Annotated in this window: 16 protein-coding genes; 9 read left to right on the top strand and 7 right to left on the bottom strand. The window is 68.7% G+C overall.

Annotated elements, in window-relative coordinates:
• Positions 1-28 precede the first annotated feature (28 nt).
• The gene (locus tag AMK34_RS30865) at positions 29-2,794 is read left to right on the top strand and encodes an FAD-binding and (Fe-S)-binding domain-containing protein (RefSeq protein WP_073847691.1); all 2,766 of its coding nucleotides are present in this window, start codon (positions 29-31) and stop codon (positions 2,792-2,794) included.
• Positions 2,795-2,990: 196 nt separating this feature from the next.
• Here AMK34_RS30865 and AMK34_RS30860 read toward each other — a convergent pair whose 3' ends face one another.
• Positions 2,991-3,536: a hypothetical protein gene (locus tag AMK34_RS30860; RefSeq protein ID WP_038517759.1), complete on the bottom strand. Its 546-nt coding sequence runs from the start codon at positions 3,534-3,536 to the stop codon at positions 2,991-2,993.
• A 52-nt stretch (positions 3,537-3,588) separates the two neighbouring features.
• On the opposite strand from AMK34_RS30860, the gene AMK34_RS30855 reads away from it, so the two are divergent.
• Positions 3,589-4,140, top strand: a complete 552-nt coding sequence (locus tag AMK34_RS30855; RefSeq protein ID WP_038517756.1) for a TetR/AcrR family transcriptional regulator — start codon at positions 3,589-3,591, stop codon at positions 4,138-4,140.
• A gap of 45 nt (positions 4,141-4,185) precedes the next feature.
• Positions 4,186-5,388 carry a cytochrome P450 gene (locus tag AMK34_RS30850; protein ID WP_073847690.1) on the top strand — a complete coding sequence of 401 codons (1,203 nt, stop codon included), beginning with the start codon at positions 4,186-4,188 and terminating at the stop codon, positions 5,386-5,388.
• Here the strand turns inward: AMK34_RS30850 and AMK34_RS30845 are convergent.
• Together AMK34_RS30845 and AMK34_RS30840 are read right to left on the bottom strand one after the other, a co-directional pair.
• The gene (locus AMK34_RS30845; protein WP_073847689.1) at positions 5,369-6,271 is read right to left on the bottom strand and encodes a phosphotransferase family protein; all 903 of its coding nucleotides are present in this window, start codon (positions 6,269-6,271) and stop codon (positions 5,369-5,371) included. The two genes, AMK34_RS30850 and AMK34_RS30845, sit on opposite strands and share 20 nt — an antisense overlap.
• Positions 6,272-6,311: 40 nt before the next feature.
• Positions 6,312-6,878: a TetR/AcrR family transcriptional regulator gene (locus AMK34_RS30840; RefSeq protein ID WP_038517748.1), complete on the bottom strand. Its 567-nt coding sequence runs from the start codon at positions 6,876-6,878 to the stop codon at positions 6,312-6,314.
• Between the two features lie 112 nt (positions 6,879-6,990).
• Between AMK34_RS30840 and AMK34_RS30835 the strand changes: the two genes are divergently transcribed.
• The 3 genes from AMK34_RS30835 (at position 6,991) to AMK34_RS30825 (ending at position 9,690) form a co-directional block, all read left to right on the top strand.
• Positions 6,991-8,181, top strand: coding sequence for a cytochrome P450 (locus tag AMK34_RS30835; protein WP_073847688.1), 1,191 nt, complete (start codon positions 6,991-6,993; stop codon positions 8,179-8,181).
• Between the two features lie 2 nt (positions 8,182-8,183).
• A complete protein-coding gene (locus tag AMK34_RS30830) occupies positions 8,184-8,399 on the top strand; it encodes a ferredoxin (protein ID WP_083650048.1) in 216 nt (71 codons plus the stop codon).
• 85 nt (positions 8,400-8,484) lie between these two features.
• Positions 8,485-9,690, top strand: coding sequence for a GNAT family N-acetyltransferase (locus AMK34_RS30825; RefSeq protein ID WP_228694634.1), 1,206 nt, complete (start codon positions 8,485-8,487; stop codon positions 9,688-9,690).
• Here the strand turns inward: AMK34_RS30825 and mtnA are convergent.
• Entirely contained in the window at positions 9,687-10,652 is a 966-nt protein-coding gene (gene mtnA / locus AMK34_RS30820; RefSeq protein WP_073847687.1) for an S-methyl-5-thioribose-1-phosphate isomerase, read from the bottom strand. The genes AMK34_RS30825 and mtnA overlap by 4 nt on opposite strands.
• A 57-nt stretch (positions 10,653-10,709) precedes the next feature.
• Here mtnA and AMK34_RS30815 point away from each other — a divergent pair, with 57 nt between their 5' ends.
• Positions 10,710-11,108, top strand: a complete 399-nt coding sequence (locus tag AMK34_RS30815; RefSeq protein WP_038524161.1) for a RidA family protein — start codon at positions 10,710-10,712, stop codon at positions 11,106-11,108.
• A 100-nt stretch (positions 11,109-11,208) separates the two neighbouring features.
• On the opposite strand, the gene AMK34_RS30810 is transcribed toward AMK34_RS30815, so the two are convergent.
• On the bottom strand, positions 11,209-12,003 hold the full coding sequence (locus tag AMK34_RS30810) for a PIG-L family deacetylase (RefSeq protein WP_038517736.1): 795 nt from the start codon (positions 12,001-12,003) through the stop codon (positions 11,209-11,211).
• Positions 12,004-12,199: 196 nt separating this feature from the next.
• On the opposite strand from AMK34_RS30810, the gene AMK34_RS30805 reads away from it, so the two are divergent.
• Together AMK34_RS30805 and AMK34_RS30800 are read left to right on the top strand one after the other, a co-directional pair.
• Complete coding sequence (locus tag AMK34_RS30805) at positions 12,200-13,135, top strand: alpha/beta fold hydrolase (protein ID WP_073847686.1); 936 nt, start codon at positions 12,200-12,202, stop codon at positions 13,133-13,135.
• 53 nt (positions 13,136-13,188) lie between these two features.
• The gene (locus tag AMK34_RS30800; RefSeq protein WP_038517731.1) at positions 13,189-14,316 is read left to right on the top strand and encodes a hypothetical protein; all 1,128 of its coding nucleotides are present in this window, start codon (positions 13,189-13,191) and stop codon (positions 14,314-14,316) included.
• A gap of 13 nt (positions 14,317-14,329) precedes the next feature.
• On the opposite strand, the gene AMK34_RS30795 is transcribed toward AMK34_RS30800, so the two are convergent.
• Complete coding sequence (locus AMK34_RS30795) at positions 14,330-15,019, bottom strand: dienelactone hydrolase family protein (protein ID WP_038517728.1); 690 nt, start codon at positions 15,017-15,019, stop codon at positions 14,330-14,332.
• Entirely contained in the window at positions 15,016-15,900 is an 885-nt protein-coding gene (locus tag AMK34_RS30790) for an arginase family protein (protein ID WP_073847993.1), read from the bottom strand. Before AMK34_RS30790 ends, AMK34_RS30795 begins: the two co-directional genes overlap by 4 nt.
• Positions 15,901-15,964 lie beyond the last annotated feature (64 nt).

The following is a 15,964-nucleotide window of genomic DNA, read 5'->3' as shown; positions in this document are numbered from 1 at the left end:
TCCGGCCGCGGTTGTCTTGAATGGACCCGTGGAGATCCTGGCCGACGCCGCGACACTGGCGCTGTACACGACCGATGCCTCCAACTACCGGCACGTGCCGAAGGGTGTGGTGCTGCCGCGGAGCGTCGACGAAGTGATCGAGGCCGTCGCCGCCTGCCGCCGGGCCGGGCTGCCGGTGATCGCCCGCGGCGGCGGCACCAGCGTCGCGGGCAACTCGTGCGGGCCTGGCGTCGTGATCGACACTTCGCGTCATCTCGGCGGGGTGCTCGACCTCGACCCGGAGGCGCGCACGGCGAGGGTCTCCCCGGGCACCGTCCTCGACGATCTCCAGCGGCTCGCCGCGCCGCACGGGCTCCGGTTCGGCCCCGACCCGTCGACGCATTCTCGCTGCACGATCGGCGGGATGATCGGCAACAACGCCTGCGGTTCGCATTCGGTGGCCTGGGGCCGCACGGTCGACGTCGTCCGCGAACTGGACGTGCTGCTCTACGACGGCACGCGGCTGACCGTCGGGCCGACCTCACCGTCCGAAGTGGACGCCCGAGCGGCCGAACCCGGCACCGAAGGGCGGGTCTTCTCCGAGCTGCGCGCGCTGGTCCGGGACAATCTGGCGTTGCTGCGCACCGAACTGTCCTCCTTCAGCAGGCGGGTCTCCGGGTACGGGCTGGAACACCTGTTGCCGGAGAATGGTTTCGACGTCGCCAAGGCTTTGGTCGGCAGTGAGGGCACCTGTGTCACCGTGCTGGAGGCGACGGTCTCGCTCGCCCGGCTGCCGGAACGCAAGGTGCTCGCGGTGCTCGGCTTCGAATCCGACATCGCCGCGGCCGACGCCGTCCCGGCGATCCTGCCGTGGTCGCCGCTGACCGTCGAGGGTGTCGACGCGGACCTCGTCGCCCTACTGGAGCCCGGTCGTGCCGACGGCCTGCCGCCCGGTGGCGCCTGGCTGTTCGTCGAAATGGCCGACCCGGACCAGGCCCGCGGGCTGATCGACGGGCTCCGCGGCGCGCTGACCGGATCCGCGCTGCTGGACGACGCGGCCGCGCAGAAGCGGCTGTGGCGGATCCGGGAGGAGGGCGCCGGTCTCGCGACCCGGTTGGCCGGGGGAGAGGAGGCCTGGCCCGGCTGGGAGGACGCGGCCGTTCCGCCCGAGCGGTTGGGCGCCTACTTGCGGGAATTCAAGCAGCTCATGCGCGAGCACGGGCGCAAGAGCGTCGTCTACGGCCATTACGGCGAGGGCTGTCTGCATTTGCGGCTGGACTTCGATCTGCTCTCACCGCGAGGGATCGCCGGATTCCGGTCGTTCCTGGAGGAGGCGGCGGACATGGTCGCCGCGCACGGCGGCTCGCTGTCGGGGGAGCACGGCGACGGCCAGGCGCGTTCGGAACTGCTGTCCCGGATGTACAGTCCCGAGATCCTCGCGCTTTTCGCGCGGTTCAAGGGGATTTTCGATCCGGCGGGCATGATGAACCCCGGCATCCTGGTGAACCCCAGGCCGGTCGACGCCGATCTTCGCGTCCGGCGCGCGCCGCTGGAGCTCGAAGACGTCACCGCGCTCGCTTATCCGGAGGACCAGGGGAGCTTCGGGCAGGCGATGCGGCGTTGCGTCGGCGTCGGGAAATGCCGCAACACCACCGGGGCGGGCGTGATGTGCCCGAGTTACCGCGCCACGCGCGAGGAGAAACATTCGACGCGGGGCCGCGCGCATCTGCTCGCCGAGATGGTGAACGGCGAACTGATCACCGACGGCTGGCACTCCGAGGAAGTCGCCGAGGCGCTGGATCTCTGTCTGTCGTGCAAGGGCTGTCTGTCCGATTGCCCGGTCGACGTCGACATGGCGACCTACAAGGCGGAATTCCTGCACCAGCACCACAAAGGACGGATCCGCCCGGCGTCGCATTATTCGATGGGCTGGCTGCCGGTGTGGCTGCGCGCGGCGTCGTTCGCGCCCCGGCTGGCGAACACGCTGTCGCGCCGGTTCTCCGGACTGCTGAAGAAGTTCGGCGGGATCGCGCCGGAACGGGATCTGCCGACGTTCGCGACGGCGCCGTTCACCCGGCGGCGTGCGGATCTCAAACGCTGGGCGACCGGCTCCCGGCCCGTGGTGCTGTGGCCCGACTCCTTCAACAACTACCTCACGCCGGACGTCCTCGACGCCGCGGCCGAGGTGCTCACCGCCGCGGGCTACGACGTCGTCCTGCCCGATCGCGGTGTCTGCTGCGGCCTCACCTGGGTGTCGACCGGGCAGCTCGACGTCGCGAAGAACGTGGTGCGCCGCACGCTTTCCGTGCTCGAACCGTACCTGCGGTCGGGGTATCTGGTGGCCGGGCTGGAGCCGAGCTGCACGGCCCTCTTCCGCGGAGACCTCCCGGCGCTGCTCCCCGGCGACCCGGTGGCGGAACTGCTCGCCGAACGAACCAGGACCTTCGCCGAACTCGTCGAGGATTCGCCGCTCGAATTCCGCTCGCTGGACGTCGAGGCGCTCAGCCAGGTGCACTGTCACCAGCACGCCGTGCTCGGCTTCGACGCCGACGAGGCCGCCATGCGGGCCGCGGGTATCCACAATTCCACAATGGATTCCGGCTGCTGTGGATTGGCGGGCAACTTCGGTTTCGAGCGCGGGCACTACGACGTTTCCGTCGCCTGTGCCGAAGACCGCATGCTGCCCGCGATCCGCGCCGCGGCCGAGGGCACCGAAGTGGTCGCGGACGGCTTCAGCTGCCGGACGCAGATCGAGCAGCTCGACGGGCGGCGGGCTTTGCACCTGGCCGAGCTGTTAAGGCGCGCGCTGCCCTAGCCGCGCGTCCCGTTCGGCGTGTTGCGAAAGCCACTTTCGCAACCTTCAACGTTGCGAAAGTGGCTTTCGCAACGTCGGCGGAGCCGGAAGCGGCAGCCGGCCCAGTGACCCGAGGGAGCATGTCGCGAAAGCCACTTTCGCGACGTCTGATGTCCCGAAAGTGGCTTTCGCGACGTCCTTCGGCGGCCGGCCGAACTTACGAGACGTGACCGAGCCGCGCGTCCCGTTCGGCGTACTTCTTCAACGTCAGCAACTGTTTCCGCATCATGACCAGGTCGCCCCAGCCGAGCAGGAACTCCTTGAGGCGTCCGCCGAACCCCGCGGAGGTCACGACGATGCGGCACAGCATGCGACAGGACGTCTCGTCGATCGGCTCGACCGAATACGTGGCGGCGACCGGGCCGAACAGCTTTTCGGACTTGGCGAAGGTCCGCCCGGTGAGGCTGTGCCCGCGGTCGACCTCGGTCAGTTCGAACACGATCAGCGTGTCGCCGGGAGCGAGTTCGTCGGCGCCGGGGGTGAGGGTGCCGGGGCTGCGGCGTCCCCGGTTGTCGAGCAGGTCGTAGCTGTAGGGCGCGACCGAGATCTGACAGAGCCAGCGGTAGGCGAGCGCGGCGGGCGCCCGCACGGTGACCGCGCGGTCGAACCGCGCGACCGGGCCGTCGAGCAGGGTGTCCGCCGGCTGCGCGCGGCGGCGTTCTTCCGTGGTCGCGCCCCAGTTCGCGGGTGATCCGAAGGGCATGTCCGCCTCCCGTACGGTGCCGTATGGTTTCCCATACGGTAGCGTATGTCGCGTGAAACGGAAGCTCGCGCGGGAAGATTGGGCGGACGCGGCGCTCGAAGCGCTGTGCGAAGGCGGCGTCGCCGCGATCGCCGTCGAGCCCATCGCGGCGAAACTCGGGACGACGAAAGGCAGTTTCTACTGGCATTTCGCGAATCGGGACGCGCTGGTCGAGGCCGCCGTGCGCCGGTGGGCCGAACAGCACACCGAGGCGCTCATCACGTTGCTGGACGGGATTTCGGATCCGGTCCGAAGGCTGCGTGAACTCTTCGAACTCGTCTTCGGCGCGAAGGACGAGCGGGCCGAGCTGGCCTTGCTCGCCCACGCGGGCGACCCCGTGATCGGCCCGCTGCTCGCCGACGTCACCGCACGGCGCGTCGAGTTCATCGTCCGCTGCTTCCGTGAGATGGACTGCCCGGAAACCGAAGCCCGCCACCGCGCTTTGCTGGCGTACACGGCTTTCGTCGGGTTGATCCAGGCGCAGCGGGCGAGCGGCGGCGCACTGCTGTCCGCCACGGAACGCCCGGCCTATCTGGAGTTCCTGCGCGGGATTATCACCCGGTGAGAAGGGCCTTCCGGCCGCGCGCCGCGCCGCTCATCATCATGCTCCATGACAGCCATCTATCCCGCGGCGAAGGACGACCCCGCGACCCCGATGGGCGCGATCTACGCCGAATATCCGCCGATGTCCCGGGTCGTCTTCCCCAGCGGCTGCGAAGGCTGGCTGGTGACCCGGTACGAAGACGTCCGCCTGATCTTCTCGGACACTCGGTTCTCCCGGAACCTGCTCGCCCCGGGCGCGCCGTGTCTCATCGAGCCGGGTGATTTCTCCACCGGCGAGCACAGCATCCTCAACATGGACCCGCCGGATCACACGCGCCTGCGCAAGCTGACGGCGCAGGCCTTCACCGTCCGCCGGATCGCCGGGCTCCGGCCGCGGATCCAGGAGATCGCCGACACGCTCCTGCGGGCGATGGCCGAGCACGGTCCGCCGGTGGATCTCGTGGAGATGTTCGCCTTCCCGCTGCCCACCGCGGTCATGTGCGAAATCCTCGGCGTCCCTTACGAAGGCAGGGAACGGTTCCGCCAATGGTCGCGCGTGATCGTCACGCCGGTGGCGTACAGCCCGGCCGAAGTGGCGCAGGCCCGGCGTGACGGGGCGGACGACATGGCGGCGCTCGTCGCCGTCAAACGGGAGACGCCGGGGGAGGACCTGCTGAGCGTCCTCGTGCACGCTCGCGACGAGGACGGCGACCGGCTCACCGAGGCCGAGCTGATCGATCTCGCCACCCAGCTCCTGCTCGCCGGGCACGAGACCACGGTCAGCCTGATCGCGACCGGGATCGTGCTGCTGACGGGACATTCGGATCAGCTCGCCGCGCTGCGCTCCGATCCGAGCCTGACGGAAGGCGCGGTCGAGGAGATCATGCGGTTCGACGGACCGGCCGACGCGTCGCTGCTCCGGGTCGCGCTGGAAGACGTCGAACTGAGCGCAGGCCCGGTCCGGCGCGGTGAGGCGGTGCTGGCGCACACCGGCGCGGCGAACCGCGACGAAGCCGCCTTTCCCGGTGCGTCCCGGTTCGACATCCGGCGGCGGAACGCGCCGCAACTCGGCTTCGGGCACGGCCTCCACTTCTGCCTCGGCGCTGCCCTGGCCCGCCTCGAAGGGGAGATCGCGTTCCGGACCCTGCTCGACGGGCTCCCGGGACTGGATCTCGCGGTTCCCGCCTCGGCCATCACCTGGCGTCCGCCGCTTTCGATCCGCGGCCCGGAGGCGGTGCCCGTGACCTGGGCTACCACCAAGCGCGGCTGAGGCTTTCCAGCGTGGGTTCCTCCGGCGCGGGGAGAACACCGAGGTACCAGGTGAAGTTGCTGTATACGTGCAAAAGCGCGTATGCCAGGCAGCGCCGGGAGAAGTCTTCGTCCGGCTCGACGCCGTATCCGGTGAGCAGCCGCCGCAGGAAATCCTTGTCGCCGCCGGAAACGAACAGGCCCACGGCGACGAAGTCGTACTCGGCCGCGCCCCGCATGGCCGGTTCGAAATCGAAGAGCCCGCTCAGGCGCGGACGGCCGCCGTCGTGGGTGACCATGAGGTGGTCGCGCATGAATTCGGTGTGCAGCGGGACGACCGGCGGGCTGCCCAGCTCGACGGAATCGAGGAACGCCGGGATCTGCGCGATCCAGCTTTCGTCGAGCCCGGTCCGCCGGTGGTGCTCGACGACCTTCGCGCGTTGTCCGGCGACGAACGCGGCCCAGTCCGGCGGGCCGAGGACGTCGAGCCGAGGGGCGCGCAGCGAATGCAGGGCGGCCAGCGCCTCGCCGAGTTCGGGCGCGAGCCGATGTTTGTCCTCTGTGGACAGTTTCGGCCAGGCGTCCTTCAGTGTCTCGCCACGCAGGCGTTCCATGAGCACGTAGCCCCAGCCGTCCCGCTCTCCGGCCTCGTGCACGGCGGGGGTCGGGATCGGCAACTTCCCGTGCAGGACTTCGAGCATCGTCCGCTCGGTGGGGAGTTCGCCCAGATGCACCGGCGGGAACAGCTTGAGGACCAGATCGTCGCCGACCGCGTAGACCGGCAGAGAGCCCTCGGTGAACGGGACGGCTTCGCCGAAGCCGAGCGACCTCACGGCGGGGAGCAGGTCTTGCCTGGTCAGCGCGTCGAACTCGGCTTCGGTACCGGCGGGCGGGAACGTGATCACGGCCCGACCGTAGAACAGCGTGCCGCGGACGGCGACGCAATTACCCGCTGCGCTCCAGCAGGGTCCGCGCCGCGCCGAGCACCAGACGGCAGACGTCGTCGGGATCCGCGCTGGCCAGCGGTTCCTTGCCGGTGATGTCGCGGACCAGGCCGATCCCGAGCAGCCAGGCGAGGACGAGGTCGGCCCGCAGTTCCGCGTCGTCGGCGTCGCTCAACGTGGCGAGCACCTTCGCGTACTCCTCGCCGAGCTGCCGCCGGACCGCGGCCGCGGCGCTGTCGTGCCCGGTCGAGCGCAGGTACGCGTCGAGGGTGCGGTCGCGGCCGGTGTCGGATTCCAGCATGCTGCGCAACGCCGTCCCGAGCAGTTCGTCCGGTGGGGTGGTGGCGATCTGCTCGCGTCCGCCGCGCGCCAGGACCTCCTCGAACAGCGCGTCCTTCGACCCGAAGTAGCGGAACAGCAGGGCCTGGTTGGCACCGGCGAGTTTCGCGATGTCGCGCACGGTCGTCCGGTCGAAGCCGCGCTCGGCGAAGAGAGCCGCCGCCGCGTCGAGCAGGGCCGCCCTGGTCGCGGCCGCGTCGCGCTTGCGGACCTGCGGTTCTTCCGTCATCGGCAAAGGCTAGCCGGGCGTCGCACGGTAGGCGCATTGACGCTCAGCGTGATCATGGTTAGCGTTGTAAGCAGTTGCTTACAAACCGCCGAGCCGGGGGGTTTCCGGACAAATGACCACCACAGACACCGAATTCGTCGCCTATCCCTTCAACGAGGACGCCGGCCTCGAACTCAACGAGGCGTACGCGGCGGCACGCGCCACCAAGGGCATGCTCCGCGTCCGGCTCCCGCACGGTGAGCCGGCGTGGCTCGCCACCCGGTACGCCGACGCCCGTTTCGTGCTGGGCGACCGTCGGTTCTCCCGGGCGATGGCGGCGGAGAAGGACGAGCCGCGGATGGCGCCCGGCAGGCGCCCCGGCGGGATCCTGAGCATGGACCCGCCGGATCACACCCGCTTACGCACGCTGGTCGCGAAGGCGTTCACCATGCGCCGCGTCGAACTGCTGCGTCCGCGCGTCGCCGAGCTGGCGGTCGGTCTGATCGAGGACATGAAGGCCAAGGGACAGCCCGCGGATCTGGTCGAGGACTACGCGCTGCCGATCCCGGTCGCGGTGATCTGCGAACTGCTCGGCGTCCCCGTCGAGGACCGGCCGAAGTTCCGCGTGTGGAGCGACGCCGCGTTGTCCACCAGCCCGCTGACCACCGAAGAGATGATGGCCAACCAGGACGAGCTGCGGGCGTACATGCACGTGCTCGTCGAGCAGCATCGCGCCGAGCCGCAGGACGATCTGATGACCGCGCTGATCGAGGCGCGCGACGTCCGCGACCGGCTGAGCGAGCTGGAACTGGTCGACATGTGCATCGGCATCCTGATCGCCGGGCACGAGACCACCGCCAGCCAGATCCCCAACTTCGTCTACGCCCTGCTCGAACAGCCGGAGCAGCTCGCCCGTCTGCGCGCGGACCTGGACCTGATCCCGGCCGCGGTGGAGGAACTGCTGCGGTTCGTCCCGCTGGGGGCCGGAGCCGGCTTCGCCCGCTACGCCACCGAAGACATCCAAGTGGGTGACGTACTGGTGAAGGAGGGCGAGCCGGTGATGGTCGCGATCGGCGCCGCCAACCGGGACGGGCTCCAGTTCACGTCGGCGGAAACCCTCGAATTCGGCAGGGAAGCCAATCCCCACCTCGGTTTCGGGCACGGCGTGCACCACTGCCTCGGCGCTCCGCTGGCCAGGCTCGAACTGCAGGAGGCACTGAAGGCGCTGCTGCGAGACCTCCCCGGGCTGCACCTCGACGGCGATATCGTGTGGAAGACCCAGATGCTGGTGCGGGGCCCCCGCTCCATGCCGATCGGATGGTGAGCATGAGCTGGAAAGTCGAGGTCGATGGCAACACGTGCATCGGCTCGGGGATGTGCGCGGCGCTGATGCCGGAGGTCTTCGAACTCGAAGGCGCCGTGGCGACGGTGGTCAAGGGGGAGGTGGATCCGGACGAGACGGTGCTCGACGCGGCGGATTCCTGCCCCGCGATGGCCATCGAGGTGATGGAAAAGGGTGAGGTGATCGGGCCGAGGCCCTGAACGCCGCCCTTTGATGCTTGCTTCGAAAAAGGCGTGGCGGTCGTCGGTGAAGGGGCGTAGTACGAACAGGGTGAGCGATGACGGCTTGACCCTCCGCACCCTGACCACCGACGACCTGCCCGCACTTTCGGACATGCTGGCGCGTGCTTTTCTCGCCGACCCTTCGGAAGGGTTCCAATACCGCGAAGGGCTGGTGTTCGAACCCGAGCGTTCACACGGCGTCTTCGAAGGCGACGAGCTGATCGGGATGGGGGAGATCCTCACTCGGAAGATCACCGTTCCCGGTGCGGGGCCGACGCCGTTCGCGGCGATCACGTCGGTCGGCGTCGCGCCGGGGCATCGGCGGCGGGGCGCGCTCACCCGGGTCATGCGGGCGCAGCTGCACGGCCTGCACGACGAGGGCCGCGAACCGATCGCCGCGTTGTGGGCGTCCGAGGCCGTCATCTATCCCCGCTTCGGATACGGGCTCGCGGCGCAGTTCTACCGCGCGAAGATCCGCGCGAAATCCGCGTTCCGGCCCGGTGTCGAACTCGAAACCGAGCGGGTGCGCGAAATCGGCCGCGAGCAGGCGATCCCGCTGATCAAGGCGATCTACGAAAAGGAAGCGCCCCAACGGGTCGGCGCGCTGGACCGGCCAGGGGCGACGTGGGAGTTCAACCTCGACGACCCGGAACGGCGGAGGAACGGCGCGACCGCGCTGAGGTTCGCCGTCCTGCCCGACGGCTACGTGATCTACCGGGTGAAGAACGACTGGAACGAAGAGGGCCCGCGAGGGATCCTGAGCGTGCAGGAACTGGTCGCGACCACGCCGGAGGCGTACGCGACGCTGTACCGCTTCCTGCTCGACTACGACCTCGTCGTCACGGTGGAGGTGTTGGCCGCTCTCGACGAACCGCTCGTTCATCTGCTCGCCAACCCGCGTGCCATGACCCGGTCCGGCGGCGATTCCCTGTGGCTGCGCATCGTCGACGTCGATCGAGCCCTCGTCACCCGGCGCTACAACGGCCCGGTGGACCTGGTGTTCGGTGTACGCGACGCCTTCTGCCCGTGGAACGCCGGGAACTGGCGGCTCGTCACCGACGCCGACGGCCACGCGGAAGTGACGCGCGTGGAGGACGCGCCGGATCTCGAACTGGACGTCACCGACCTCGGCGCCATCTTCCTCGGCGGGACCAGGCCGAGCACCTTGGCCGCCGCGGGCCGGATCAAGGAGCGGACCGCCGGCGCGGTTTCGCGGGCGACGGCGGCGTTCGCAACCGACCGCGAGCCGTCCTGCCTGGAATCCTTCTAAGGGTTCAGGATTCCGTGCTCGGTCACCACCGCGGTGATCAGCCCGTGCGGCGTCACGTCGAAGGCGGGGTTGAACACTTCCGCGCCTTCGGGCGCGACCTTCGTGCCGCCGAAGGCCAGGATCTCGCCGGGATCGCGTTCCTCGATCACGATCCCGGCGCCGTCCGGCATCGCGGTGTCCACAGTGGACGATGGGGCGACGACGACGAACGGGATTCCGTGGTGCTTCGCCGCGATCGCCAGGCCGTAGGTACCGATCTTGTTGGCGACGTCGCCGTTGGCGGCGATCCGGTCGGCGCCGACGAGGACGCAGTCGACCAGGCCCCGGCTCATCGCCGCGGCGGCCGCGCCGTCGGGCTGGATCCGGTACGGGACACCGGCTTCGGCCAGTTCCCAAGCGGTCAGGCGGGCACCTTGCAGCAGCGGCCGGGTCTCGTCGACGAGCACGGACTCGACCAGGCCGCGGGCCTGCAGATGCCAGACGACGCCGAGCGCGCTGCCCCAGGCGACCGTCGCGAGGTGCCCGGCGTTGCAATGGCTCAACAGCCGCAACGGCCGCCGCCCGCAATGCTCGATCACCACGTCGGCCGCCAGCCGGGAGGCCTCGTGGTTGATGCGCTCGTCCTCGTCGAGGATCGCCAGGGCTTCGGCGAGAACGGCTTCCGACCCCTCCGGGAGCTTCGCGAGGGCGCGGGAAACGCCCCAGCTCAGGTTGACCGCCGTCGGCCGCGCCTGCGCGACACGGCGCGCCTCGGCCTCGACGTCGCCCTGCGCGCGGGTGGCGAGCACGACGCCGAGCGCCCCCGCCGCGCCGAGCGCCGGCGCCCCGCGTACCGCGAGCCGCTGGATGGCGGCGACTAGTTCGCCGACCGTGCGCAATTCGAGCACGCGGTACTCGGCGGGTAGAACGGTCTGGTCGATGATCGTGACCGCGTCACCGGTCCAGTCGATCGTCCTGCGCATGGCTCCCCCGTGAAATCCGGTTGTCCCGTCGCGACCGCCTCGGTGAGGATGCGGCTCGTGACCATTGAACGCCACCATCCGCCCGGTCTGCACCCCACTCCCACCTACCACCACGTGACCATCGTCGAAGGCCGGAGGGACGTCCACCTCGCCGGCCAATGCCCGCTCGCCGAAGACGGCAAGGTCGTCGAAGGCGACGTGCTCGCCCAGGTCGACCAGGTCGTCGCGAACACCGCCGCCGCGCTCGCCTTCGCCAAGGCGACCCCGGCGGACGTCGTGCGCACGGTGATCTACGTGGTGACGCCGGACGCGGACGTCCTCTCGGCGGTGTGGGACCGGTTCGTCGAGTCGGCGATCGGGGAGGCCTTCACCACCGCGAGCACCCTGCTCGGCGTCGCGCAGCTCGGCTATCCCGGGCAGCTCGTCGAACTCGACGTCACCGCCGCCACCGCCTGAAGCTGAGGTACATGAAGGCCCCCTTCCTGTACCTAGGCGCAAGGATGGGGGCCTTCATGTACTGGGAAGGTGTGAAGGTCCAGTACCGCATGCCTGTCGGTCAGAGACCCGCCATGAGGTCGGTCTCCGTGATGCCCGGCCCCTGCCCGGCACGGATGAACCACTCGACGCCGAACGCCTGCGCGAAAGCCTCGTCGGGCATCGCCAGGAAGAACGAGTCCTCGCTGATCTGACTGGCGTGCGCGCGCATCGCGGCCCGCTTGGCAGGCAGGTACGCGGTGACGTCGACCCTCGCCGTCAGGATCGCCTCCGGCTTGCCGAATTCGGAACCGTCCTCGAAATCGGGAAGGTCTTCGGCCTTCATCTGCCCGGTCCGCACCGCCTCCTCCATGCCGCGGCGCATCTCGTCACTGTTGCTCGTCGCCTCGTAGACCCGCGGCGTGCCCGCCAGCTCGGCCGCGCGCATCCCGACGCGGTGCACCTGGATGTGGTCCGGATGCCCGTAGCCGCCGTTGTCGTCGTAGACGGTCAGGACGTCGGCCTGCTCCTCGCGCAGGATCGCGGCCAGCCGCTGCGCGGCCTCCTCGACGTCGGCCTGCCAGAACGTGCCGGGCACGTCGTTGCGCGGCTCGCCCATCATGCCGGAATCGGTGTACCCCAGGAACTCCACACGCTTGGCCCCCAGGACCTCGGCGGATGCGTGCGTCTCCTGCACGCGGCGCTGCCACAACTCCTCTCCGTCGTCGAGGAACCCGTCCGGCACCTCGCCGACCTCCCCCCTGGTCGCGACGACGAGCACGACACGGTGACCTTCCTCGAAGGCCTTGCGCATGACGCCTCCCGCGACGATGCACTCGTCGTCGGGGTGGGCGTGAAAACTCACCAATGTGGCCATGGTGGGGAAACTACCGGGAGGCACCGACATATTCCGGTGGACGCCGACGCCGCCCGTCCATCAGCGCCCGGGAACGCCGCCGTCACCGACCGTGAGGGTCACAAGTCGGTAACCGTGGAAGCCTCGATCTTCTTCGCGGGTTGCGGAACGCACCTTCGAGGCGACTCTCCCGGCAGGCGCCGAGCATGGAGGTCGGATGAAAAACCGGGACGGCTATTTCCCGTTCGAACTGGAACTGGAGCCGGAATGCCTCGGTCTGGTTCGCGGCGCCGCCTCCACCACGTTCGGGGAATTGCACTATGTGCGAACCGCCGAGGAGGCGAGATCCGGTACTCAAGTGACACTGTTCGTGCACGGGGTGGCCAACGATTGGTCGACCTGGACGCCGCTTTTGCGGCAAGCCGAGAAAGACGGTGTCGACCTTGGCGACGTCATCCTCGTCGACCTACCGGGATTCGGGGAATCCCAGAACCGCAAGTCCGATCTGGAAAGCGGTGAGGTGGGCCGGGTACTGATGGAACTGGTCGCCGATTGCGGCTATCACTCTTGCCGTCTGGTCGGGCACTCGATGGGCGGGTTCCTGGTGCTGGACATGGCAGGCCGGGGTGACGACCGGATCAGGTCCGTCCATCTGGTGGCGGGAGCGTACTTCTCCGTGATCGAAACGGTGCAGAACCCGTTGCGAAGCCTCGTTCTCCTGAAAAAGGTCGCCATCGCGTACTGGATGCAAAGCGTGCTGGCCGCGCTGGGAAGGCCGGGGCTGCGCATGGTCAAGGTCGGCAGCGCGATCGGTCTGCTCCCGCTGGCGCTCAACGGTTTCCTCGCTCATCCCTGGGGGATCGGCAAGAGCTTTCGCAAGTCGCTGGTCAAGGGGATGCGGCCGGATCAGTTCGTCCTCGCCGCGCAGAACGGCCTCGACTACGACCCCGATCAGCACTGGTCGGAGATCAGCTGTCCCATCCACGCGGCCTTCGGTGTCGAGGACAAATTGGTTCCGCCCCGTGACATGGTGCGCTTGGCCGCGATCTGCGAAAGTGCGAAAACGGTCCTTGTCGGTGACTCCGCTCATTTCCCGCATGTGGAGCGTCCTCGCGAGACCTTGGCCGTGCTGTTCGGGACGGCGCTGTCGTGAACGGGAAAAGACCCTCGCGGCCGTCGCGCCTGGCGTGGGAAGTCGGAATCGTCATGGTCCTCCCCGTCATCATGCTCTACATGACGGCGTCGACGATCCTGTCCGGAGACTTCGCCGCGGCGGGCTGCGGGTTCGGCCGGATCCTCCGGCTGACCCTTTTCGGCCCTGACGCGAGCGGAGTCGCCTGCGTCAGGCTGCCTTTCAGCGCCGATATCCCCAGCATCGCACTCGGGATCACTTCGGAAGTGGCCGTGATCAACTACGTGCTGCTCGTGCGCAGGCTCAGGTCTCTCGATATCCAGCTCTCACACGGAGAACGCAGCCTGTTCGCGGCCGATCAGCTCGAGCGTGAGCCGATGAAGGTGCACTACGAGCGCATCGGGCGCTGGCTCAGGGTCCGGCTTCGCTGGCAACTTCTGCTGCTGGCGTTGGTCTTCACCGTGGGAACATGTTTCTATCTCTGGGTCGTCGAAAACAACCACTTGTTCAAGGCCATGGCCTCGATACAGGGCGATGCGCGGCCGAGCGGCGCCGTTCGCGACGGATTCCGTGACAGCTGGTGGGCCTCTTGGGAAAGAAACCCCGGTATGGCGATCTCATGGACCGTGGTCGGATCCCTCGGAACGTACTTCGCCTGCTGTCAGGCCTACCTTTACTACCACCTGTCCAAGATCTTCCGCACGGCTCCGGGTTTGATGGTCTTCCGGCACGTTCCCGCCCGCGTGGACCGGGACCACGGCTGGCGCCCGATCGGCCGCATCATCGCCATCGCCTATGTCTCCTCGATCTCCTTCATCTGTTCGGTCATCGCGCTCATCTACATCCTGCGTGATCCGGAGGCGATCCCGTTGGTCAGGAACACCATCACCGGGATCCTGGTCTTCGTCGCACTCGGCGGTACCGTGCTGAACATGCTGCTGGTGTCCACGCTCCGGCTCGGCGTGGCGAGGACGTTCGCCAATACCGTGAGACTCAAGTTGATCAGATTGAATCAGGAGATCCGGGAGCTGCTGGAACGGGGGAACAACGTCGAAGCGCGTCTGGTCCTGCTCGAAGCCGAGCAGCTCGCTCGCGAAAAGCCGTATCCCATCCAGGGGACCGCGATCCGGGTGTTGTCGCTCGCTTCCGGGGTGATCCCGGTTTCGAAACTGCTCAACGACATATTCCATCTCGTTTTCTGAGTTCGGCCTAGGATCACGCCGGGTAGGTCCGCCCCAGGAACTCCAACGTCAGCGCCCAGGCCGCCGCGGCGGGCTCCGGCTGATGGAACATCGGCGCCACGTGGTTGTGGAACGCGTGCCCCGCGCCCTCGTGGATGTGGATCTCCGCGCCGTCGTGGGAGGCGACGGCGTCGGCGAGGCGACTCACCCCCTCGGCGGGAATGTAGGGATCCGCGCCGCCGAACTGGAACTGGATCGGGCAAGTGATCTTGTCCAGCAACGGAAGTTGCTCGGGAACGCGGGAGCCGTAGTACGAGACCGCGACGTCCGGGTCGCCTTCGGCGGCGGCCGCGTAGGCCATCGAGCCGCCGAGGCAGAAGCCGAAGACGCCCGCGCGGCCGCCGGTTTCGGGCAGTGCGCGCAGTGTCGCGAGGGTCGCGAGCACGTCGGTGACGGCGCTCGCCGGGTCCAGCCGGCCGGCGACGGCCATCGACGCCGAGACACCGGCTTCGTCGTGCGTGGCCGACCAGCCGGGGGAGATCCGCCAGAACAGTTCGGGCACCGCGACGACGTAGCCGAGGGCGGCCAGGTCGGCGGCCACCGACTTGAGGTAGTCGTCGAGACCGAAGATCTCCTGGATCAGCACCAGCCCCGGGCCGGAGCCCGATTCGGGCAGCCAGAGCGGGGCGTCGAACGAGCCGTCGGCGACGGTCACCTTGGTCATCGGGGTCCTTCCAGTGCGCGCACGAGGCAGTCCGTCACTAGGGCGGCCTGCGTGCCGTCGGGGTCGAGGTCGGGATCGAAGATGGTCAGTTCCAGCCCTGCGGCGCCGGGGATCGCGAGCAGGCCCCGGAGCAGCTCGACGAGCTTGTCCGGGCTGAGCCCTCCGGGATCGGGACTGTCCACGGCGGACACGAATTCCGGGTCGAGGGTGTCGATGTCGATGTGGATCCAGAAACCGTCCAGCGGCGCGAAGATCTCCCGGGCGGCGGCGAGCGCGCCGTCGGTGCCGGACGCCATGATCTCCTGGCTGGTCACGATCCGGAGCCCGGCGTCCCGTGCCTCGGCGGACTCCTCCGCGCGCACGCCGAGGACGAGGACGTTTTCGTCGCGGACGTAGGGCTTCAGACCGTCCACATCGGCCAGTTCGGGTTGGCCACGGCCGGTGACGACGGCGAGGGCCTCGCCACCCACGTTGGCGACGTACTCGGAATTGCCGAGATGCCGGAAGTCGTCGTGTCCGTCGAAGTAGACGATGCCGTAGCGGCCTTCGCGACGCAGCGTCAGCATCGCGGCGAGCGCGATCGAGCAGTCGCCGCCGAGCACTACCGGGAAGCCGCCGTCCGCGCGGATCTTCGCGAGACGTGCGGCGAGGGCCTCGGTGTACGCCGCGATCCCGGCCGCGTTCCGCACTCCGCCATCGGGTGACCATGCGGGCAGATAACGCGGTGGGGTGACGACGCCGCCGTCGGTCGCCCCCAACCGGGTGAGCAGGCCGTGGTCACGCAGCGCGCCCGGTGCCTTGTAACAGCCGGGGACCACGCCTTCGGCGGGCGGGCGCAGCCCGAGATTGGACGGTGCGTCGAGCAGTACGAGATTCCCCATGGTCACACCGTAGTAGCGATGTCTGGTGCCGCGCCGTCCGTCCCTTTAGGTTGAAGGGACGGAC

The organism is Amycolatopsis sp. CB00013 (assembly GCF_001905755.1).
Taxonomy (GTDB): domain Bacteria; phylum Actinomycetota; class Actinomycetes; order Mycobacteriales; family Pseudonocardiaceae; genus Amycolatopsis; species Amycolatopsis japonica.
Note: the sequence above shows the minus strand (reverse complement) of the source record. Positions and strands in the feature narration are given on the sequence as shown.